The sequence below is a fragment of the Glycomyces dulcitolivorans genome (genome assembly GCF_003265355.1).
Taxonomy (GTDB): Bacteria; Actinomycetota; Actinomycetes; order Mycobacteriales; family Micromonosporaceae; genus Glycomyces; species Glycomyces dulcitolivorans.
On record NZ_QFRW01000030.1, the window covers coordinates 1 to 19807 of the forward strand.

The following is a 19807-nucleotide window of genomic DNA, read 5'->3' on the forward strand; positions in this document are numbered from 1 at the left end:
GGGCCCGGCGCGCAAGCGCCGGGCCCCTCTTTGTGCCGCGCACGGGAGACACTGCGCGGCCCGGGATCAGAACTCCTCGTCGAGGTCGACCTTGCCCTCCACGGCCACTTGGTAGGCGGTCGGCCTGCGCTCGAAGAAGTTCGTCAGCTCCTGCACGTCCTGGAGCGCCATGAAGGGGAACGGGTTCTCCGAGCCCCACTTCTTCGGCATGCCGAGGCGCGCGAGGCGCTGGTCGGCGGCGTACTCCAGGTACGACTTCATGTCCTTGACGGTCATGCCGGGCATGCCGTCGCCGATGAGGTCCTCGGCGAACTGGAGCTCGGCCTCCACGGCCTCCTCCAGCATGTCGGTGACCTGCTGGCGCATCCGCTCGTCGAACAGCTCGGGCTCCTCCTGGCGCACGATGTCGACCACGCTGAACGCGAAGTTCATGTGGCAGGACTCGTCGCGGAACACCCAGTTGGTGCCGGTGGCGAGGCCGTCGAGCAGGCCCCGGCTGCGCAGCCAGTACACGTACGCGAAGGCGCCGTAGAAGAACAGGCCCTCGATGCACGCGGCGAAGCAGATGAGGTTGAGCAGGAACGTCCGGCGGTCCTCGGCGGTCTTGAGCTCCTGCATGTCGAAGACCGAGTCGATCCACTTGAAGCAGAAGTCGGCCTTGCGCTTGATCGAGGGGATGTTGTTGACCGCGTCGAACGCCTTGGTGCGCTCGTCCGGGTCGGGCAGGTACGTGTCGAGCAGCGTCAGGTAGAACTGCACGTGCACGGCCTCCTCGAAGAGCTGGCGCGAGAGGTAGAGGCGCCCTTCGGGGGAGTTGACGTGCTGGTACAGGTTGAGCACCAGGTTGTTCGCGACGATCGTGTCGCCGGTGGCGAAGAACGCCACGAGGCGGTGGATGAGGTGCTGCTCCTGCGGCGTGAACTTCGCCAGGTCGGTCAGGTCGGAGGCGAGGTCGACCTCCTCGACGTGCCACGTGTTCTTGATGGCGTCCTTGTACTGCTCGTAGAAGTCCGGGTACTTCATCGGTCGCAGTGTCAGGTCCATGCCTGGGTCGAGCAGCATGCGCGGGTCCTCTCGCTTGTCGGTGTGCTTGGGGTGGAGGGCAGTTCGATGTCATGGGCGCGGCCGGGGCCCTTGGGCCCCGGCCGCGGCGGGTCCTACTGGCAGGCCTCGCAGCTCTCCGGGTTCTCCAGGGAGCACGCGATGTCGGCCGGGATGACCTCAAGCTCGGTCGCCTGCACCGGCTCGGCGGCGGCGGCGCTGACCGTGGTCTGGTTGATGCGCGTCGCGGGACGGCTGCGCAGGTAGTAGGTGGTCTTGAGGCCCTGCTGCCACGCGTACCGGTACATCGACGAGAGCTTGCCGATGGTCGGGCTGGCCTGGAACAGGTTGAGCGACTGGGCCTGGTCGATGAACGGCGTGCGGGCCGCGGCGAGGTCGATCAGGGCGCGCTGCGGCAGCTCCCAGGCGGTGCGGTACCGCTCCTGGAGGTCGGCCGGGATCGCGGCGATGCCCTGGACGGAGCCCTCGGCGACGACGATCGCCTGGCGGACCTGCTCGCTCCAGATGCCGCGCTCCTTGAGCTCGGCGATCAGGTGGCGGTTGACCTGGAGGAACTCGCCCGACAGGGTCTCGCGCTTGAACACGTTGGACACCACCGGCTCGATGCACTCGGCGCAGCCGGCGATCGACGCGATCGTGGCGGTCGGCGCGATCGCGATCATGAGCGAGTTGCGCAGGCCGTGCTCGCCGATGCGGCCCCGCACGGCGTCCCAGCGGTCGCCCAGCGTGACGCGCGCGTTCGGGTAGTGGTCGAGGTGGAGCACCCCGTCGGCGGCGCGGGTCTTGGTGTAGTTCGGGTGCGCCCCGAGCTGCTCGGCGAGCGAGGCGGACGTCTCGTACGCGACCAGGGCGATCCGCTCGGCGATCGCGGTCGAGAGCGCGAGGGCCTCCTCGGAGTCGAACGCGAGCTTCAGCTTGAAGAACACGTCGGCGAGGCCCATGCAGCCCAGGCCGATCGGGCGCCACTTGCGGTTGGCCTTCTCGGCCTCGGCGGTCGGGTAGAAGCCGAGGTCGATGGTCCGGTCGAGGAACTTGACCGCGGAGCGGACCGTGGTCTCCAGGCGCTCGAAGTCGAAGCCCTCGGTGGAGCAGTGCTCGGAGAGGTTCACGGACCCGAGGTTGCACACGGCGGTCTCGGAGTCGTTGGTGACCTCCAGGATCTCGGTGCACAGGTTCGACAGGTGGATCACGTTCTCCTTGCGGGCCGTCTGGTTCGACGTCCGGTTCGCGGTGTCGGAGAAGGTGATCCAGCCGTTGCCGGTCTGCGCGAGGGTCCGCATCATGCGGCCGTACAGCTCGCGGGCCGCGATCGTCTTGCGGGCCTTCCCGGCGGCCTCGGCGGCGCGGTACGCCTCGTCGAAGTCGTCGCCCCACAGGTCGACCAGCTCAGGAGTCTCCTTGGGGTCGAACAGGGACCACTGCTGGTCGTTCTCGACGCGGCGCATGAACTCGTCGGGGATCCAGTTGGCGAGGTTCAGGTTGTGCGTGCGGCGCTCGGTGTCGCCGGTGTTGTCGCGCAGCTCCAGGAACTCCTCGATGTCGGCGTGCCAGCTCGCGAGGTACACGCACGCGGCGCCCTTACGGCGCCCGCCCTGGTTCACCGCCGCCACGGACGAGTCGAGGGTCCGCAGCCACGGCACGATCCCGTTCGAGTGGCCGTTGGTGCCGCGGATGAGCGAGCCGCGCGAGCGGACGCGCGACCAGGCGATGCCGATGCCGCCGGCGTACTTCGACAGGCGCGCGACCTGGCTGTAGCGCTCGTAGATCGAGTCGAGCTCGTCCTTGGGCGAGTCGAGCAGGAAGCACGAGGACAGCTGGGCGCGGCGGGTGCCGGAGTTGAACAGCGTCGGCGAGGACGGCAGGTACGCGAGCGCGGACATGAGCCGGTAGAGTTCGGCGGCCTCCTCCACGGACTGGCTCAGCCCGCACGCGACGCGGAGCATGAAGTACTGGGGGCGCTCCAGCACGGTGCGGTGCTCGGGGTGGCGCAGCAGGTAGCGGTCGTAGACAGTGCGGAGTCCGAAGTACTCGAAGCGGTCGTCGGCGGCGTCGTCGATGACGGCGTCGAGGGCGGCGGCGTTGGCCTCCACGAACGCGACGAGGTCGTCGGCGAGGAGCCCGTTGTCGCGGCTGGCCGCGATCGAGGTCGTGAACGAGGTGACGCCTTCGCCGGCGGTCTCCTCGGCGATGTGCTCGGCCAGGAGCCGGGCGGCGAGCTTGGAGTAGGTCGGCTCGGAGGCGACGCTCGACGAGGTGATCTCGACGGCGCGCTCGCGCAGGCCGGCCTCGGTCGCGCCGGGCCACAGGCCCGCCTCGATCTGGGCGATGACCTTCTCGGCGTCCACGTCGGGGAGTCCCGTCGCGTAGGCGCGGATGCGCTCGGCGATCCGGGCGACGGGTCCCTGCTCGGGGCCCCGCTGCTGCGGTGCGGTGGTGGTGGCGGATGGCGTGGTGGCGAGCCCGGTCATCTCTGCGTCCCCTCGTGTGACGTGCGATCTGCTGCGGATCGCACTGCTCTGATCAGCGCTGCGGCGGCACGGCGGCGCCGCCCTCCCCACACGGTGGGAGTGGGTTGCGACAGCACCGACCTGACAGAGGGGAATCATACATGTAGTGGTCGGGCTGCGGGGGCTCCCCAAGATGATGTGTTTCCTCGGTGATTCCGTCCACGAAACCGCAGCGTGTCCGCTAGGCTCGGAGGTTTCCGCCGAGTCAGACTATGCCCGTCCTCCGACACTCTGCGGACGGAATCGCAGGACGTAACACAGGTGTGATCCTCACCGGCCAAACCGCGTTCGACCCCCGGCCCGGGTGCTGATAGCATCGTGCAGTCCGCACAGCCGGACGCGCCTCCGTAGCTCAGTGGATAGAGCACTGGTTTCCGGGACCAGGTGTCGCAGGTTCGAATCCTGCCGGGGGCACTCTACGTCAGCCCAGCTAGAGGGCACATTCCCTTCCAAATTCCGAAGGGATCTCCCCTGCCTAAGGGCGGTCATGGAGCCAAAAGGGGGGCCTGCCTACGCTGGTGCCCCCTGTTCATGACGGTTGAACCACTATCTTGGCTGACCATCCTTGCCCGTGTGATGCCGCGTGTTTTGGCAAGACGGGGCCCTCCGGGATCTAGCCTGTCAACATGATCAACTTTCTCAGCGGGCTCGATTATGGGTCCGTTCCGGCGTGGTTGGCCGTCGGAACCGTTGGTCTGGCTGCGGCAACCTTCGTTGTTACCCAACGCGATCGAATACTCAAGCCGCCACGTGCGGTAACTCAGGAGAGTCACACCTGCCCGGACAAGGACTGCCTGGACGTTGATGTTCACAATGATGGTGAAGGCCAGATAGAGCAGGTCAGAATCCGTCTTTGGTCAGTGACTTTGCGGAACCGGAAGATTGAAATCCTTGGCCGGTGGGGGGCTTCGGTTCGAATCGGTCCGGGCGAGACTCAGCGCGTGCGAATCATAGATAGGGATGCATCTGCAATAAGGGCCATGACTCACGAGGGCCAAACCGGTTATTACATCGAGGTGGTGTTTAGGGATATCAATCGCCGATGGTGGTACCTGGACAAGCTCGGAAAGCCGAAACGTCTCCGCTTTGAACAGCGCCGTAGAAGAAGGGGAACTCGTCGAGGTGAATTTCCTGAAATGGCTGTTGCTCACCTTGCTGAGCGGGGTAAATGGCCCTAGGGGAAGGGGGTCCATGCGAAAACGCATGGACCCCCTTCCCGTTTGCGGCTGGCTAGTTGTCGTCGACTTCGAAGACGGTGTCCATCAGCTCGGCACCACGGGTGATGACCGGCTTGAGTTGGTGCCGATAGACCTGCCGCGTGGTGCGGGTGTCCTTGTGGCCTACCTCGTCGGCAATCTGATCGTCGGATGCGCCGAGATCCGAGAGCATGGAAACGAAGTTGTGTCGCGTCTCGCGCGGCACCCACTCGTCCGGATCGAGGCCCGCCTTTTCGACGATGGTCCGGTACCGTCGCCGGACGTTGCGCGCCAACATGACTGTGTCATTGCGAGTTCCGAAGACGTATCGGATGCCGACGTGCTTGTACCCGTGCTGTTTGCGCCAGGCGGCCTGTGCTGCCTTCCAGACGATGAGGGCCTTAGCGGCGATCTTCGTTATGGCGAAGGTCCGGCGGCTCTTCAACGTCTTAGTGTCACCGCCCTTGCGGACGGACCGCCAAACCTCGATATGCGGAGGCAGGGTTTCTTTGTGCACCCGATCGCATGTACACATCTCGCCTGCCACCGGATTGGCGTGCGTCCGTTCCCATTCGAGCGGGCGGACTTCTTCAGTTCGGATGCCGCTCGTGTTCGACACGACGACGTACGGATACGTCCAGTCTTCTTCGGCCTCGGCGGCGTCGTGGACTGCGTGGATTTGGTTGTAGTGCATCGACTTGCTCGGACGGCCGGGTTGCCCCTCGGGAATCTCTTCGATGAGGGCCGCGACGTTGCGGCCGACCTTGTCGCGCCGCTGCGCGTGTTTGATCGCACGGTTCAGGACGCTGTAGATCTTCTTCAGCGTGCTGGTGGCGTGCGTCTTCGAGTAGAAGATGAGCATGTCGTCCACGTCGTCGGCAGTCAGCTCCTTGAGCTTGATCCCGCCGATGGCGGGAATGATCTGCCCGTCGATGACGTAGCGGTCTCGCTTGCGGGTCTCCTCCCCGGCCTTTTGGCCGCGCTTGTGCCAGTCGTTCACGGCGTTGGCGACCGTGTACGAGGTCGACGTGTCCAGCCCGGCCTCGTGGTCCTTGAGCTTGCGCGCCAGGGACTTCCTTGCGAGGGTTTCGGTCTTGCCATAGCCCTTGAGCCGCTTGCGGCGACCGGTGCGGGTGCGGCCGACCGACAGCTCGGCGACGAAGGTGTTCTTGGTCGCATCGAAGTAGACCGTGCCTTCGCCTTTCTCGGCGCGCTTGCGGTCCTCCTGGGGCTCCTGAGCGTCGTTCACAGTCCGACCCCCTGTCCCTCGGCGATGAGCAGCTGGCGGTACTCCTGGAGCCATTCGGCGGGGATTCGGGTGGCGCGGCCGACCTTGATGAAGCGGAGTCGCCCGGCGGCAATTTCTTCGTAGAGCTTGGAGCGCCCGAGGCGGAGGATTCCCCCGGCCTCGGGGACGGTGTAGAACGGGTCGACATCGAGCGTTTCGAAGTGCACAGGGTGTGCGTTGACGGTGCTGGCTGCGGGTGTCATGCTGGGTGTTCTTCCTTTCTTGGCGGACGGGAAGACGAAGGCCGGTGTCTTGCTGCTAGGCGGGTTCACCGGCTTTTGCCATGTCTGGATGGAGGTCGTAGCGGGGCGAGGGCGGGCGACCGCCCCGGCGGCGGGCGGCGGGTCGCTCGCGGAGGTAGCCGTGTTCGACCAGGCGGACGACGGCGCCTCGGATGGCGTCAGCGGTCGCGAGGCCCCGGCGTCCTCGGAGGGCGCGGTGCATGTCGCGGACGCTCATGCCCGACTGCCCGTGGCGGGCGAGCCAGTCGAGCAGGGCGAGGGCGGGGCCGGTCTCGGCTCCGGCTCCCATGTAGGACCAGGCGCCGAGGGCGTGGTCGGCGAAGTAGTAGCCGAGCATGGTCGCGGCGTCGAGGGTGTCGCCCTCAACCGGCGTCGCCGCCCCGGTGCTCGGGTACTTCGCCAGGTGCAAGAGCCCGGCGAGGCGGACCACGGCGCCGGTCCACTTGTTCGCCCACGACAGGATCGGCTCCCACTCCCCGCCGGGGCCCAGGCGCGGCTCCCTGTCGCGCTCCAGGGCGACGACCTTGTCGCGCGCCTCGGGGGTCAGCTCCAAGACGACCGTGTCGGTGCGCGGGTGCATGGAGTGGACGAGCCCGGCGAGCTTGCGCGCATAGGCGGCCTTGACCGGGGCCGGGACGGGCGCGGGTGACGGGTTGCGGAACCCGACCTTGGAGGCGGGCAGGGTGAACAGGAACCGCGCCAATAGGCCCCGGTCTTCGAACCCCGGCATCCTGGCGGCGTCGCGGAGGACTTCGGGCTGGACGGCGAGGCCGAGGGTCAGCGCTGGGGCGGCGACGTACTCGGCCGGAGCGGACTTACGGACGACGCGGAGCATGTCCCCGGCGTGGCCCTTGAGGAACGCATCCAGGTCGGGCACACCGGAGTAGCGTCCGGCGATGGTCGCGAAGATCCCACCCTCGGCGCTGAGGATGGCGAGGCGCCCGGCCTGCTCGGCGAGCAGGCTCTTAGCGGCCTCGGGCGTGATGTCGTCGGCGACCAGCTTCGGCGACACGGGGATCGCGACCTCGTCGGCCTCGCGGGCGGCCGACTTCGCGCCGTTCGCCAGGTCCGGGTCGCCCGGGTTCTTTGAGGCGGCGGCGAGAGCCTGCTCGGCGGCGCGGCGGGCAATCTCCGCTTCGGTGGCGGCTTCGATGATCCGGGGCCGGGCGGCCTCGGCGAGTTCGGCCTCGGCGTCGAGGATCGGGCGGACCATCGCCGCGAACACCGACGACTTGCGGTTGCCCGGCGGCAGTGCCGTGCATGTGAACAGGTTCGCCGGTTCGACCCAGTCGGGCCCGGCCTGGACGGCGAGGCGCCCTTGCACGGCCGTCGACAAGGCGGCGAGGGCGATCGATCCGGCGAGGTCGGCGGGCGTCTGGGTGGCCTCGGCGACGGCGTCGACCATGTCGCCGACCCAGTCGGGCAGGCACGCGGCCGGGAACGCGGGCAGGGTGCGCGCCTCGGTCAGCGGCACCGGCGCGGGCCATGTCTCGCCGGTTCCGGCGAGGGTGTCGAGCGCGGCGCGGGAGAGGGCGAGCAGCTCGGCGCTGTCGCGGTGCTGCCCCTTGGCGAACTCGCCGATCCGGGCCCCGGCGGCGGCGAGTTCGCGCCGCTTGGCAGCCTCGGCGACCGTGCCGGCGTAGTACGCACCCGAGGCAGGCGAGCTGACGGACGCGAGGCAGTCGTGCAGGTACGGGCCGCCCCCAGCTTTGGCGAGGTTGCCCTCATCGTTGAGTCGCTGCGCGACGGCGAGGGCTTCGGTCGGCTTGCCCTCGGCGTGCTGGGCGGCGATGGCCTCCCAGATGAGGCCGTGGCGCGGCACGTCGAACGATCCGGCGTCGACCAGGGTGGCGATGGCGGGGACGACGCTCTTGCTGAGCATCGCCGCGCCGAGGACGGCGCGCTCGGCTTCGTGGTTCGGGTTCTTGGCTTTCATGACATTCGGTGTCCTCTCGATGGTGGGCGGGTCGGGTTACTTGGTGCCGTCGCGGTATTCGCGCCGGGCGGCTTTGTAGAGGCGGCGTCCGAGGCGGACGCGGCGGCCGGAGCCGTTGCAGGCGTTGCAGTAACCGGCGGCGTTGCGGCCGTCGGCCCGGCACCACCAGCAGCGGCCGTAGGGGAAGGCCCAGCAGCGCAGCACGTAGGCGACGGCGAGGCTGAATGCGATAGCGGCGAGGGAGAGGGTCACGGGTGGTCCTTCCGGTCGGTTTTTGGGTGAGGTCGGGTGAGGGTGCTAGCGGCTAACACCCTGGTCAGTGATCGATTGGTGCGCTAGCGGGCCTACTACCGGTAGCGGAGGGCCCGCTAGCGCTAGCGGCTCTTAGCGGCCTCCCTGGCGGCCCTCGCGGGCCTTGTCAAGGTCGCCACGGTTGAGGCCTCGGCGGTTGATCTGCCGGGCGCCGGAGCGGCGTGAAACGCCCTTGGTGGCGAGCCCGAAGGGCTTGACGGCACCGGTAAGCGCCTCGGTCTTCTCCTCGTCGGCGAGGTTGGCCCAGTGCCCGTAGGCCTCGGGTCGCAGCTGCGCGAGCCGGTCGACCAGGACCGTGTTCCACACGTTCGCCTCACCCTCGGGCCAGACGGCGGCGAGGTCGGCGAGCAGATCGAACCGAGGCCCCTCGGCCTCGGCGACTTCCCCTGCGGCGTGGCCGGACAGGGTGCCTCGGGCGATGCGCAGGGCGCGGGCTCGGGCGGCGATGGCCTCGCCCTTGGGGCCGTCGACGAACGCGCCCTTGACAATCAAGGGCTCGTCGGCGGCACCGACGAGGTAGAACACGCCCCGGTCCCGCTTGGTGAACATGGTCGCCCGGATGCCGTTCTTGTAGGCCGAGGTCCCCAGGATCATGTCGTTCTCGACCTGCCCCATGACCCGCAGACACGCGCGCGTCCCCACGTTCGCCGAGACGCCCGTGGGCAGCGAATCCTTGTCGGGCCGCTGGGTGGCGAGGATGAGGATGACGCCGAGGGCGCGGCCGAGCTTGACGATCTTCTCCGCCAGCTCGGCGGCCTCCTTCCCGAACTCGGGATGGGAGAACAGCTCCTGGCACTCATCGATGGCGACGACGAGCGGGTGGAGGCCGAGACCCTTGCGCGAGGCCAGCTCCGGGGTGACCTTGTTCTCCGGGCACAGGTCCCGGGGCAGGTCCTTGATGATCCGGGCCCGCTTCTTGCACTCATTCCGCAAGTCCCGCAGGGCGACCAGGGCGGCCTCTATCTCGTCGTCGTCAGCGCCGGAGGCGTAGCGGGTGGCGAACTGCTCGGCGAACGCGAGGTCACCGGTCCCCTTGAGCTCGAACACCTGGACCTCGGCGCGCGCGTCGAGTCCGGCCGCGAGCACGGGCAGCTTGACCAGGAACGTCTTGCCCATGCCCGGGATGGAGCCGACCAGCCAGTTCGTGAACATGAGTTCGCCGGTGACGACCTGGCCTCTCGGGTCGACGCCGAGGGGGAAGGGCTGGAACAGGTCGACGGTGCCGGACTTGGCGAGCGGCCACGCCACGGCCTTGGCCTCGGCGAGGTCGGTGTCCCCTACCCACAGGACCAGGCGGCCCGGGTGCACCTCGGACTGGCCCTCGGGCCACACGCACCCGAGGGGGCGGGCGAGGGCAGCGGCGAGCTTGTCGCGTCGGTCGATGACCTCCACGGCGGTCGTGCCGGCAGGGAGGTCGACCACGGCTCGCCAGCCCGCGCCGTCGCGGGCGATCTCGTCGGGGAATCCGATCTTGTCGCCGCCGCCCTTGACGGCTTGGTTCAGAGCGGCGATGCCGATGGAGCCCAAGGCCTTCTCTACCAAGGGCGCGGTCAGCGGGCGCAGCTTGGCCTTGACCACGGCGCGGGTCACCAGCGGCTTGTCGGCGGGCTTCCCGGCGAGCCCCAGGGCGGCGATGGTCCCGGCGAGGGTCGACCACGCGACGTGGTCAGGGGTCCCCAGGCCGATGTAGAGACCGGCCCCGGCGAGTCCCAGGGCGCCGGTGATGGTCAGTGCGCCCCGGAACCGGACGTGGCGGTCCCGCAGGCGGACAAGGCCTTGGTAGGCGGCGTAGTCGTGCGCGGTGACCGCGTCGGATCGGATCGGGCGGCCCTCGGCGTCCGAGGCCCACCGCCACACCGACCCGACCACGCGGGCGGCCCCGACCGGTGACCACACCAGCAGGCGCGCACCGTAGACCGGAAGGCGCGCACCGTGGTAGCCGCACCGGTAGGCCATGAGCTTGCCGAACCGACCCAGCTCCGCCGCCAGAGCGGTACGGGACAGAGCCCAGGCCGGAAGGATCGGGGCCCGGCGGTCCGAGGTCGGGGCGTTCCACGCGCGGTGCGCCTCGGCGTCGTCCACGGGGATCGCGGCGGCGTCGACGTAGTCGTCGTCGGGGGCGATGGTCTCAATCTCGGCGCGGGCGTTCAGTTCGGCCTCGCGGGCCTGCCAGTCAAAGTTTTCGATAGTCATTGCTGTTGGCTCCCTTCCGATTTGGAGAGGTAGAGGCGGGGTCGGTCGAGCAGCTGACCGGCCCCGCCGGGGGCGAGGTCTAGGCGTCTTCCTTGACCAGGTGCGCCAGGGCGGCGCCGAGGCCGAGGACGGCGACGGGAATGCAGGCGACGGCGGCGGTGATGAGCGGGTGGGCCGCAGGGACGTTCGCGGCCGACATGAGGTGGTAGGCGATCTGCCCTGCCGCCCCGATGGACAGCGCCAGCAGCGCCGAGACGCGGGCGAACGCGATGGCCTTGGCACCGGCCCGGCCCGACAGCCAGACGTAGAGGGCGTAGGCGCTGTAGGTCTCCATGCCGATGGGGAGCGTGATGGACGTGTCGATCACGAAAGAGTCCGCGATGCCCGGGAGCGGGTGGACGGGACCGAACCCGGCGAGCTGACCCAGGCCCACCCAGCCGGACCAAATCGCGACGGTGGCCGGGAGCATGAGGAGGAGGACGGGCCAGGTCGCCAGACGGCGGCGGGCCCGCATCGGGTTCGCCTCGGTGGCCTCGGCGACCGACTCCGGCGGGGCCGCAACGGTGTCCGCCACGGCGGCGGGGTCGGGCGTGCCCGGGTCTTCGAGGGTGGTTTCCTGCGGCTCCTCGTCGGCCGGGGCCGCATCGACCACGGGCGCCAGCTCGCGGGTCTCAGCTTCGGCGGGTCCGGCGGCGGCCAGGTCGGCGACGGGTTCGGTCCGGTCCGCCTCGGCGGTCTCGGTGCCGGTGGCCGGGTTCGGGACGTAGTCGGCGAGTTCGGCGAGGATCTGGTTGGCCTTGGGGGCGCCGATGCGCAGGCGGGTCTTGAGCTGGTTGCGCGAGGGGATCGAACCCAGTTCGTCCGCCAGGTCCCGGGCGGCCGGAACCAGGTCCGCGACCGGGGCCGGGTACGCGCTTCGGGTGTGCGTCATGGTCATCGGTGCTCACCCCTAGGACAGCGAGAAGGTCGGGAAGCCGGGCGCGGTGGTGTCGCCGAGGGCGCGGTCAATGTCGAAGGCCACGAACCGCTCCGGGGTCGGGCCGGACAGGGCGCGCTCCAGTTCGGCGAGGTCGGCCTCAATCCGGGGCCACTCGATTTCGATGGCGTCGAGGTCGGCGAAGGTCGGTTCGGCGTCGAACCATTCGGGCCGGTCCGGGGTCGCGAGTGCGGTCGTCATTGGTTGTCTCCCTTGGTGTCTTGGCGGACGGGATTGGCTTGGCATCGTCAGTGCCGGAGGAGCCACCTACCGACAGACCACGGGCCCGAGGGCCCGGGTTTCGCCAGGTCAGAGAGTGACGGTGAGGACTGCCGAGACGAGCAGCCAGCCGAGGTGCCAGGACTGGTCGAGCTTGTAGGCGGCTTCGGGGTCGCCGGAGTCGATCCACCCGCCGTGACCGGTCAGGCGGGCGAGGAACACGAGCGGCTTGCGGCGGTCGACCACGTAGTGGGTGAGGCCGTTGACGGCGAGGCCGACCACGACACCGGCGACCGAGAGGGCTCCGAGGATGCCCAGGGAAGCAGTGACGGCGAGGACGGCGACCAGGCAGGTCGCGAGGTAGGTGAGGACGTGTGTGAGGCAGGCGCGGTGACCGGCGGCCCCGGTGTCGCCCTTGGCACACGCGGAGGTGTGGGACTGGACCCAGTGGTCACCGACCGCGTGAGCGGCGTACAGCGTCGGCGCGACGGCGCCGAAGGCGATGGCGGTTTGAAGCTGCTCAAGGGTCATGGTGGCGGTCTCCTCATGTCTTGGCGGACGGGATTGGCTTGGCATCTTCAGCGGGTCGGGAGCCACCCGGGCCCGGACGCGAACCCCGTTGCGGGGGAACGCGTTTCGCCGGTTAGAGCAGGTCGCGGAGCATGGCCTCATGGGCTTTGAAGATCCGGCCCCCTCGGGCGATCACGGCGGCCTCCAGCTCGGCGTAGGAGGAGGCGCGGAGCCAGACGGCGCGGCGGGCGTCGTCGGTGCCGACGACGGCGGGCGGGGTCGCCATGTGGAGGTCGGCGCGGCCGGGGATGGTGACCATCCAGGCGTGTCGTCCGGCCCGGGGGTCGGGGACGTAGCGGGCCCGCTGGACGCGGAAGGCGGTGGGAGAGAGGCGGAGTCGGGTCTCCTCGGCGAGTTCGCGGACGATGGCGGCGAGGCCGTCCTCGTCGGGGTCGAGGCCGCCGCCGGGGACGGCGTAGCCGTGGTCGTCGTCGCGCTCGATCATGAGCAGCTCACGCAGGCCCTCGGCGTCGGTGTTGGTCACGATGGCGTCGGTGGCGACGGCCTCGCCCCAGTGCCACAGCTCGCCGCGACCCTCGGGAAGGTCGGGCTCGATGGGGTTGACCGGCAGGCCGTTGACGTCGAACTCGAACCCGATGACCGCGCGGCGGCGGTGCAGGCCCCAGTCGATGCGCTGAGGGTCGGTCTCGTCGGGACCGTTCTGGCTGGTGACGTTGTACATGTGGTGCTCCTTGACGTCTTGGCGGACGGGAATGGATTTGCATCTTCAGCGGTTGGTGACCGTAATGGAATCTGGCCTAAGCCAGATCTGGCTTAGGCCAGTTATATCATGGGGGATTCGACTCGCGCAAGTATCTGGCTCAAGCCAGATGCGATATGCTGAAAGCCGAGGTGAAACGCATGACCGACCAGAGCCCCGCCGAGGGGGAGACCGGACCCGAGGAACCCGAGAAGCTCGTGCCACGCCATCGGATGGCGAACGAGCTCCGGGACGACATCAACAACGGCATCTACGAACCAGGCCAGAAGTTGCCCTCACAGAGGGATCTCGCGGAGCGGTACAACGTCGCCCGCAACACCGCAGCCGAAGCGGTCAAGATCCTCATCGCGGAGGGCCTGATTGACAACCGGGACAGAGCACGTCCCACAGTTCGAGGCCCGCGGCGCCTGCTGAGGCTGGGAGCGGAGCGGTATTCGAATCGCCTTCGAGAGGAGACCGGGGTGTCGCCGTTCCGAGCCGAGGTCGAGAAGCAGGGGAAGACGCCAAGGGTCGACTGCCCTTCCATCACGAAGATCCGACCGCCCGCCGACATCGCGGCACGACTCGGGCTCTCTGCGGAACGAGACTTCGTCGTCCGCCGGGAAAACTGGTACTTCGCCGATGAGGAGCCCGTCCAACTGGGCATCACGTACATCCCATGGGAGATCGCCGAGGGGACCGTGCTCGCTACCTCGGCGAACATGGGCAAGGGGAGTCTCTACGGTCGCTTCGAGGACCGCGGCCACCGCATCGCCGCGATTCGGGAGGAGATCTCCTCCCGGATGCCTACGCCGGAGGAGACCAAAGGCCTGAAGGTCCCTGCCGGCGTCCCGGTCATCGACGTCATCCACACCGGCATTGACCAGGATGACCAGCCGTTCGAGGTCACCTGCTTCACGATGAGAGCCGACCTCAACGGACTGGACTACCGAATCCGGATCGAGGACTAGTGGCGAACCGTTATGCCGGAGCCCTACGGGTAGCCGCACTCGCGGCTCTGTGGGGCTCCGGCTTCCTCTGGATCAAGATCGGCCTCGGCGGGTTCTCTCCGATTCAAATCACGGTGCTACGCATGGCGCTCGGAGCCGCGGCCCTACTGATCATCCTGCGGCTGCAACGCCTTCGCTTGCCCTCGGAACGGAGCACGTGGGGACATCTCTTGGTAGCCGCACTCTTCGGCAACACCATCCCCTACCTGCTGTTCGGTATCGGGGAACAGACCGTCTCGTCGGCAGCCGCGGGAGTCATCAACGCCTCGACGCCCTTGTGGACGGTGTTGTTCATGGTGCTGGCGTATCGCAGCGGTCGGGCGGCACGACGGAACGCGTGGAGCCTTACTCTCGGGTTCGTCGGCGTCCTGCTCATCTTCTCCCCGTGGAATCTTGGGGCTGACATCGCAAGCTGGGGCGGGGTTGCGTGTCTTGCCGCGGCAGCGTCCTACGGCGTCAGCTATGTGTACATTGGACACTTTCTTGCCAAGCGCGAACTCGGTGTGATCCGGATGGCCGCTGGGCAGCTCGTCTGCGCCACGGCACTTAGCATCGCCCTGGTCCCGTTCCTCGGTTGGCCGACACCTCAATTCGAGGCCGGACCCGTCCTCGCAGTGCTCGTGCTCGGCGTCCTCGGTACCGGACTCGCCTACTTGTTGAACTACAGGATCATCACCGACGACGGGCCAACCGCAGCCTCCGTCGTCGTCTATCTGCTGCCTGTCGTCTCGGTGATCCTTGGAGCGCTCGTCCTTGGCGAACAGCTTGAGTTCCAAGTCCTTGCCGGTATGGCCGTGGTCTTGCTTGCTGCCGCGCTTCGGAGGAGCGATGCGCAGGCGCCCGCGACTGGTTCCGAGCGATCCACGTAGGGCAATTTCAGGCCTGGACAGAATTGACAGAATGGACAGAACTCGGTAAAGCATGCCCTGAGCTGCGGATACGCAGGCATCGCGGACATGGACAGAACTCGGACAGAACTGTGACAGAACTCGTCGGCTGGAACCAGCCGACGAGTTCTGTCCATGTCCAGAGGGGTTCTGTCACAGTTCTGTCCATGTCCATGAGCGGCACATAACCCCAGGTAGACAGCTCCTTTACCGAGTTCTGTCCATTCTGTCAATTCTGTCCAGGGGCTGGCTTCCCTGCAAGCCAACCTGCGGTCTCCGTTGCGAGGCCTCAGTGCCAAAGAAAACGGGTTCCGGCCTCCCCCACCGGAGGCCGGAACCCTGGGCCGGTCCGCCTCAGCGTGACCGGAAGTCGGGGCCCGCGACAGTCCCGAGGTTCAATCGCTCCTGCCGCGGGCGGGGCCGTAGCCCCCTTCGGGGATCTCGATGTCCCCGGCTTAGGGAGGGGCCGCCGTGGGAGGACGGCGGCCCCAGAAGGGAGCGGGTCAGTACTCCGGGGCGACGTCGATGACCACCACCGTGGCGCTTTGAGCACGCTCGAACTCGTCGAGCCGCCCCTTGGCGCGCGCCACGTACCACTCGAACGACTGCCGCTGGTACTCCGGCGGCGGCGTTGCGTCCCACGCAGGACGAGCACCTCCGCGGTCACGGTCGAGAAGGTCTGCGACGGTCATCGGGCCGCCAGCTGATCCACCCACCGAGGTTTCGCGTCCAACGTCTTCTTCACCGCGGCTTGGAGGTCGGCGAGGTCTTCACTGTCCAGGGGCTCGTATCCGGTCGGGGTGATTTCGCCATCGCGGATCGTTGCGACCGGAACCCTGCCGTCGGCCTTCACTTGAAACACCCACCTTTGCCCGCGTGAAAGCGATCCGACGGCCGACACGACAACCATGTCCTCGCCGCGCCAGACGAACGGGTCGCCCGGCACTGTCGGGACGGGGGTCTCTCGGCGAGCCCCGCGTGTGTGCGGTGGCGGTTCGGTCGGCATCGGGTCTCCCGTGTGGATTGGCGGGCCGCCGTTTCCGGCGGCCCGCGACTGCTTGCCCTGGTAATCAAAAGGCTACGATCGTTGAGTGACCGGGGCCACTGACTGGCGGTACGTGAAGCGTCGGCCGGACACTCGGCGTTCCTGCCTCGCAAGATCAGGGACGCTCACCCGGGGTACGCGTTGGGAGGATGCGGTGCCGAGGACCAGCCACACGCGCCCGCGGCGAGCCATCATCAGCGGGCACCTGCTTCAGCTCGCGCGCGCTTCCGCAGGTGTCACACAGGAGGGTCTCGCCGAGGATCTCCTCGTCAGCCGCACCGCGGTGCAATCCTGGGAGAGCGGCCGCCGCCCCCTTTCGGCGATGTCCCAAGGGGACGCGCTTCGACTCCGACAACGGCTGCTCACCCTTGGTGCCGACGCTGCGATCCTCGACCTGTTCGCGCCTGCCGCCGAAGCCGATTTCCTCCTGGCCGCGATCCTCGACCTGCCCGCGGCCTCTGTCGACATCGACCGCCACCCGCTCGGGTGGACCGTGCTTCGCCAGACCGTGGCCGAGCTCGTCGTGTGGGCCGCATCCGGGCAGACCCCTCCCGCGTGCGCCGGTCTCGCAGCTCCCGAGCGCCGAGGCCCTCAGTCCGACCGCCCCGAGATGGACCCAGGCGAACCGCGCCAGTTCTTCGACGCCCTCCACGTCATCGCCGATCGCGCCCGCGGCCGGCACAGTCTCCTTCACCGCCAAGCCGTGTTCCTCTCCAGCGCCGATCCGAACGCGGACGCCTCCACATGGACACGGCCCGACCCGGCCGTCACCGACCACTTCCGCAAGCCGATGGGTTGGACGCCGCACTGGCCGGCGGCGCGCTCCTTCGCGGTCGCGCGCGCCCGCGCCGGGGACCCCGAGCCGCTCCTCGACTTCATCAAGCACGCGGACGCGGCATGGGAGCACGCGAACCTGGCCTACTGGGCGTACTGGTGCGGGGATCTCGCCACGCAACCGAACGACGCGTTCATGGCCGCTCCCGAGGGCCGACGCTGGGGAGGAACCCGGCTGTTCGCGCACCTGAGTCGCCGCCTCAACCCGGGCTCCTCACGGACTGAACTGAACGTGCGGTCACTGCACTCCCTCGTCCTCGCACGCCCGTCCCTCGCCGGTGCCGACCCCGACGCGGCCGCGCGCGTCCTTGCCGGCGCCGAGCCGCTCCTCGATTCTGGCGACCTCTCGGCTCGCGCCGAGGCTGAGCTACGCTCGGTCCACTACGCGCTGACCGTGCTCACCCGCATCACGAAGGAGCGACCATGACCGACCTGGACGGCATCGCGTCCTACCTGCTCGAAACCGGGAATCTCAAGCGGATCAAGCGGACAGGGTGGTGGTTCACCCAGGTCAAGGACCCCGAGAGCATCGCCGAACACTCGTGGCGGACCGCGGTCGTCGGCATGATCCTCGCCGGTCTCGAAGGGGCCGACCCGAACCGAACGGCGCTGCTCGCGCTCCTGCACGACACCCCCGAGACGCGCATCGGCGACATCGCGCACATCGGCCGGAAGTACCTCACCGTTGTCCCTGCCGAGGACATCGTGGCCGACCAGGTCGAGGACATGCCCGACGCCATCGCCGCCATCATCACCGGCGCCGTCGGCGAGTTCGAAGCGAACGAGTCACCAGAGGCGAAGTGCGCCAAGGACGCTGACAAGCTTGAGTGCCTGATCCAGGCCGTCGAGTACCAGCACGGCGGCGCCGACTCGGTCGGCCCCTGGATCGAGACCAGCATGGCCTCCTTGAAGACCGAGTCCGCGAAGGGAATCGCCGAGGCTATCCTCAAGGCCGACCCCGTTGCGTGGCAACGCGCGAAGCGGTAGCCGACATCGTCGGCGACCCGACTGGCAGAGCCAGCGGCTTCGTCGACGAGCATGACTCCAACCTCTGGTGATCTTGAGGCAGTATGCTGTCTAGCTGGGAAAACTCGGCCCTCTGAGACGGCCGCTGAGCCTCTACCAGGACCTGTCCCTTGGCGGGGTAAGGGTTCTCTTCACTGCTCTTGGTCGCGGCACCTTCGTAGCGGCGACCGATGGCGCCGGGGACTCGACTCTGAACGATGCGGACGAGCCTGCCGAGTAGTCCCGTGTTACCTGGGGCGTTCCTGGCGCGAGTAGTCGTGCGTCGCGATTGTGGCAGTTGTGCGCAATACTGCGGCATGACGTTCTGTGATCAATGCGGCGCAAAGCTCCCGCCCGGTGCCACGGCCGTCTGCCCCAGCTGCGGCAAGTCGCTCGTCGGCCCGGTGCCAGTCGAGGCGCCAAGGTGGACGGGTCGCCCGGCGGTGTCGTCGTCGGCGGGACGCTGGCTGTGGTCGGCCGTCGCCGCCCATTCAGCCGGGACCATCGCCGCCCTCGCCTGCGCCTGGTTCGGCGTCCCCCTGGCGGTGCTCCTCGGCGCGGTCGGCACCGTCGCCGGTGCCATCCTCGGATTCTTCTCCGGTACGCCTCTCGGTGCGGGCGTTCAGGATCGGCTGTGGGTCCTGTTCGACCTCGTCTTGCCGCTACCCGTATCGGTCCCCGACCTCATCCCCGATATCGCCTGGCAGCTCGGCGCCATGCTCGGCCTGCTCATCGGCGCCGTCTACGGCGGCGTCTCCCTCGCCTGGCTCGGCCTCACCGGGTCATGGCGGGCCCTGTGGGAGGGCGACCCGACCTGGCCGCTGTCCATGGCGGCCGGGAACATCGCCGCCGCCCTCGTCCTCGCCGCCGCCTACACGGCGGTCATGGTCGCCGCCGAACGGTGGCGCCTGACCCGCTTCGCCGGGGCACGGGCCGCGAGTGCCCGCGAGGCCGACATGCTCGCCCCCGCCGTCGCCGAGGCGGCCCGCAGGCTCGGCGTCGCCTCCGTCCCCCACATCCTCGTCACCGACCACGGCGGGCCCGCCGTGGTCGCGCACGCCCGTCACATCGTGGTCTCCCGCGCCCTGCTCGCCGCGTGCGTCGGCAACAGCGCGCGGCTGACGGCCCTGGTGGGCCGGGAGCTGATCCATTGGCGTGCAGGCCACCCCGTGACACAGCTGTGGGTCCAAGGCGTCGCACTCCCGCTCACGATCGTCTACGAGGTCGCCGCCCGGCTCCTCGCCCCGTCGACCAACACCCGCGCCCGTCCGCTGACCCTGGCGCTGTACCTGCTGCTGTGGCCGGTCATCTTCACCGTGCAGCGCCTCCTCGTCCCGCTCCAAGCCCAGTGGTGGAGGCGCGCCACGGTCGAGGCCGACGCCGTCGCCGCCGTCTGCGGGTGGGGCCCGCACCTCGCCGACGCCCTCGCCACCACCCCCGCGCCCCCGGGCCCGGGGGTCGTGACCTGGCGGACCGCGTTCGACACCACGCCACCGGCCGAGGCGCGCATTGACGCACTGGAGCGCCACGGCGTACCCCGCCGGGACCTTGCCGCCGACCTCGCAACCGAGGTAGACCAAAAGCGCCGGCACGGCGTCCCCCTTACCCCGCTCCCGCAGCTCAAGAAGGTTCCCGCCGATGCCGACTGACCTCACCCCCGACGCCGCCGAGGCCTGCGGCCACACCGGCGTCCGCGAGGGCGCCCGGTTCTGCCACCACTGCGGCGCCGCCCTTACCGACACCCCGCCCGCCGAGGCGGCCCCGGCCTCGCCGCTTCCGGCGGTCGGCCTGCCGCGACCGGCGCGCCGAGGGGACGCGGCCGTAT

General features: G+C 68.8%; 19 protein-coding genes, 1 tRNA gene and 2 pseudogenes. 9 read left to right on the forward strand and 13 right to left on the reverse strand.

Going from position 1 to position 19807, the window contains the following annotated elements; all coding sequences use genetic code 11:
• Positions 1 to 66: 66 nt before the first annotated feature.
• Both DI269_RS01110 and DI269_RS01115 read right to left on the reverse strand, forming a co-directional pair.
• Entirely contained in the window at positions 67 to 1062 is a 996-nt protein-coding gene (locus tag DI269_RS01110) for a ribonucleotide-diphosphate reductase subunit beta (RefSeq protein WP_112133313.1), read from the reverse strand.
• A 95-nt stretch (positions 1063 to 1157) separates the two neighbouring features.
• Positions 1158 to 3530 (reverse strand): ribonucleoside-diphosphate reductase subunit alpha, encoded by a 2373-nt coding sequence (locus tag DI269_RS01115; RefSeq protein ID WP_112133314.1) that lies wholly within the window; start codon positions 3528 to 3530, stop codon positions 1158 to 1160.
• A 380-nt stretch (positions 3531 to 3910) separates the two neighbouring features.
• On the opposite strand from DI269_RS01115, the gene DI269_RS01120 reads away from it, so the two are divergent.
• Both DI269_RS01120 and DI269_RS26675 read left to right on the forward strand, forming a co-directional pair.
• Positions 3911 to 3983: transfer RNA gene (locus DI269_RS01120), tRNA-Arg, on the forward strand.
• A 212-nt stretch (positions 3984 to 4195) separates the two neighbouring features.
• Positions 4196 to 4747 carry a hypothetical protein gene (locus DI269_RS26675; RefSeq protein ID WP_157974680.1) on the forward strand — a complete coding sequence of 184 codons (552 nt, stop codon included), beginning with the start codon at positions 4196 to 4198 and terminating at the stop codon, positions 4745 to 4747.
• Between the two features lie 52 nt (positions 4748 to 4799).
• Here the strand turns inward: DI269_RS26675 and DI269_RS01125 are convergent, their stop codons facing one another.
• The 9 genes from DI269_RS01125 to DI269_RS01165 form a co-directional block, all read right to left on the reverse strand.
• The gene (locus tag DI269_RS01125; RefSeq protein ID WP_157974681.1) at positions 4800 to 6014 is read right to left on the reverse strand and encodes a site-specific integrase; all 1215 of its coding nucleotides are present in this window, start codon (positions 6012 to 6014) and stop codon (positions 4800 to 4802) included.
• Entirely contained in the window at positions 6011 to 6256 is a 246-nt protein-coding gene (locus tag DI269_RS01130; protein ID WP_112133316.1) for a helix-turn-helix domain-containing protein, read from the reverse strand. Before DI269_RS01130 ends, DI269_RS01125 begins: the two co-directional genes overlap by 4 nt.
• A 55-nt stretch (positions 6257 to 6311) precedes the next feature.
• Positions 6312 to 8231 (reverse strand): YfjI family protein, encoded by a 1920-nt coding sequence (locus tag DI269_RS01135; protein ID WP_112133317.1) that lies wholly within the window; start codon positions 8229 to 8231, stop codon positions 6312 to 6314.
• 36 nt (positions 8232 to 8267) lie between these two features.
• A complete protein-coding gene (locus DI269_RS01140; protein ID WP_112133318.1) occupies positions 8268 to 8483 on the reverse strand; it encodes a hypothetical protein in 216 nt (71 codons plus the stop codon).
• Between the two features lie 132 nt (positions 8484 to 8615).
• A complete protein-coding gene (locus tag DI269_RS01145) occupies positions 8616 to 10736 on the reverse strand; it encodes a cell division protein FtsK (RefSeq protein ID WP_112133319.1) in 2121 nt (706 codons plus the stop codon).
• A gap of 79 nt (positions 10737 to 10815) precedes the next feature.
• Positions 10816 to 11667 (reverse strand): ABC transporter permease, encoded by an 852-nt coding sequence (locus DI269_RS01150; RefSeq protein ID WP_112133329.1) that lies wholly within the window; start codon positions 11665 to 11667, stop codon positions 10816 to 10818.
• Between the two features lie 18 nt (positions 11668 to 11685).
• Entirely contained in the window at positions 11686 to 11913 is a 228-nt protein-coding gene (locus tag DI269_RS01155) for a DUF6284 family protein (RefSeq protein WP_112133320.1), read from the reverse strand.
• Between the two features lie 108 nt (positions 11914 to 12021).
• The gene (locus tag DI269_RS01160; RefSeq protein ID WP_157974682.1) at positions 12022 to 12462 is read right to left on the reverse strand and encodes a DUF3307 domain-containing protein; all 441 of its coding nucleotides are present in this window, start codon (positions 12460 to 12462) and stop codon (positions 12022 to 12024) included.
• Between the two features lie 112 nt (positions 12463 to 12574).
• A complete protein-coding gene (locus DI269_RS01165) occupies positions 12575 to 13183 on the reverse strand; it encodes an NUDIX domain-containing protein (protein WP_112133322.1) in 609 nt (202 codons plus the stop codon).
• Between the two features lie 179 nt (positions 13184 to 13362).
• Between DI269_RS01165 and DI269_RS01170 the strand changes: the two genes are divergently transcribed.
• Positions 13363 to 14172: a GntR family transcriptional regulator gene (locus DI269_RS01170; protein WP_198667030.1), complete on the forward strand. Its 810-nt coding sequence runs from the start codon at positions 13363 to 13365 to the stop codon at positions 14170 to 14172.
• Positions 14172 to 15080 (forward strand): DMT family transporter, encoded by a 909-nt coding sequence (locus DI269_RS01175; RefSeq protein WP_112133323.1) that lies wholly within the window; start codon positions 14172 to 14174, stop codon positions 15078 to 15080. Before DI269_RS01170 ends, DI269_RS01175 begins: the two co-directional genes overlap by 1 nt.
• Positions 15081 to 15601: 521 nt before the next feature.
• On the opposite strand, the gene DI269_RS01180 is transcribed toward DI269_RS01175, so the two are convergent.
• Positions 15602 to 15790, reverse strand: a complete 189-nt coding sequence (locus DI269_RS01180; RefSeq protein WP_112133324.1) for a hypothetical protein — start codon at positions 15788 to 15790, stop codon at positions 15602 to 15604.
• The gene (locus tag DI269_RS01185; RefSeq protein WP_157974683.1) at positions 15787 to 16104 is read right to left on the reverse strand and encodes a hypothetical protein; all 318 of its coding nucleotides are present in this window, start codon (positions 16102 to 16104) and stop codon (positions 15787 to 15789) included. The genes DI269_RS01180 and DI269_RS01185 overlap by 4 nt, the downstream gene beginning before the upstream one ends.
• 193 nt (positions 16105 to 16297) lie before the next feature.
• On the opposite strand from DI269_RS01185, the pseudogene DI269_RS28925 reads away from it, so the two are divergent.
• The 5 genes and pseudogenes from DI269_RS28925 to DI269_RS01205 all read left to right on the forward strand — a co-directional run.
• Positions 16298 to 16450 (forward strand): annotated as a pseudogene (locus tag DI269_RS28925) (helix-turn-helix domain-containing protein); the annotation flags it as partial.
• 15 nt (positions 16451 to 16465) lie between these two features.
• Positions 16466 to 17404 carry a hypothetical protein gene (locus DI269_RS01190; RefSeq protein WP_232822561.1) on the forward strand — a complete coding sequence of 313 codons (939 nt, stop codon included), beginning with the start codon at positions 16466 to 16468 and terminating at the stop codon, positions 17402 to 17404.
• On the forward strand, positions 17401 to 17964 hold the full coding sequence (locus DI269_RS01195; RefSeq protein ID WP_112133327.1) for an HD domain-containing protein: 564 nt from the start codon (positions 17401 to 17403) through the stop codon (positions 17962 to 17964). Before DI269_RS01190 ends, DI269_RS01195 begins: the two co-directional genes overlap by 4 nt.
• Positions 17965 to 18425: 461 nt before the next feature.
• Entirely contained in the window at positions 18426 to 19631 is a 1206-nt protein-coding gene (locus DI269_RS01200) for a M48 family metalloprotease (RefSeq protein ID WP_115509827.1), read from the forward strand.
• A pseudogene (locus tag DI269_RS01205) lies at positions 19621 to 19807 on the forward strand (hypothetical protein); the annotation flags it as partial. The gene DI269_RS01200 and the pseudogene DI269_RS01205, both read left to right, overlap by 11 nt.

What these genes read in the sequence shown, in the direction of transcription:
- DI269_RS01110 (WP_112133313.1), bottom strand. Translation starts at nt 1,062, where the DNA reads ATGCTGCTCGACCCAGGCATGGACCTGACACTGCGACCGATGAAGTAC.
- DI269_RS01115 (WP_112133314.1), bottom strand. Translation starts at nt 3,530, where the DNA reads ATGACCGGGCTCGCCACCACGCCATCCGCCACCACCACCGCACCGCAG.
- DI269_RS26675 (WP_157974680.1), top strand. Translation starts at nt 4,196, where the DNA reads ATGATCAACTTTCTCAGCGGGCTCGATTATGGGTCCGTTCCGGCGTGG.
- DI269_RS01130 (WP_112133316.1), bottom strand. Translation starts at nt 6,256, where the DNA reads ATGACACCCGCAGCCAGCACCGTCAACGCACACCCTGTGCACTTCGAA.
- DI269_RS01135 (WP_112133317.1), bottom strand. Translation starts at nt 8,231, where the DNA reads ATGAAAGCCAAGAACCCGAACCACGAAGCCGAGCGCGCCGTCCTCGGC.
- DI269_RS01145 (WP_112133319.1), bottom strand. Translation starts at nt 10,736, where the DNA reads ATGACTATCGAAAACTTTGACTGGCAGGCCCGCGAGGCCGAACTGAAC.
- DI269_RS01150 (WP_112133329.1), bottom strand. Translation starts at nt 11,667, where the DNA reads ATGACGCACACCCGAAGCGCGTACCCGGCCCCGGTCGCGGACCTGGTT.
- DI269_RS01155 (WP_112133320.1), bottom strand. Translation starts at nt 11,913, where the DNA reads ATGACGACCGCACTCGCGACCCCGGACCGGCCCGAATGGTTCGACGCC.
- DI269_RS01160 (WP_157974682.1), bottom strand. Translation starts at nt 12,462, where the DNA reads ATGACCCTTGAGCAGCTTCAAACCGCCATCGCCTTCGGCGCCGTCGCG.
- DI269_RS01165 (WP_112133322.1), bottom strand. Translation starts at nt 13,183, where the DNA reads ATGTACAACGTCACCAGCCAGAACGGTCCCGACGAGACCGACCCTCAG.
- DI269_RS01170 (WP_198667030.1), top strand. Translation starts at nt 13,363, where the DNA reads ATGACCGACCAGAGCCCCGCCGAGGGGGAGACCGGACCCGAGGAACCC.
- DI269_RS01180 (WP_112133324.1), bottom strand. Translation starts at nt 15,790, where the DNA reads ATGACCGTCGCAGACCTTCTCGACCGTGACCGCGGAGGTGCTCGTCCT.
- DI269_RS01185 (WP_157974683.1), bottom strand. Translation starts at nt 16,104, where the DNA reads ATGCCGACCGAACCGCCACCGCACACACGCGGGGCTCGCCGAGAGACC.
- DI269_RS01190 (WP_232822561.1), top strand. Translation starts at nt 16,466, where the DNA reads ATGTCCCAAGGGGACGCGCTTCGACTCCGACAACGGCTGCTCACCCTT.
- DI269_RS01195 (WP_112133327.1), top strand. Translation starts at nt 17,401, where the DNA reads ATGACCGACCTGGACGGCATCGCGTCCTACCTGCTCGAAACCGGGAAT.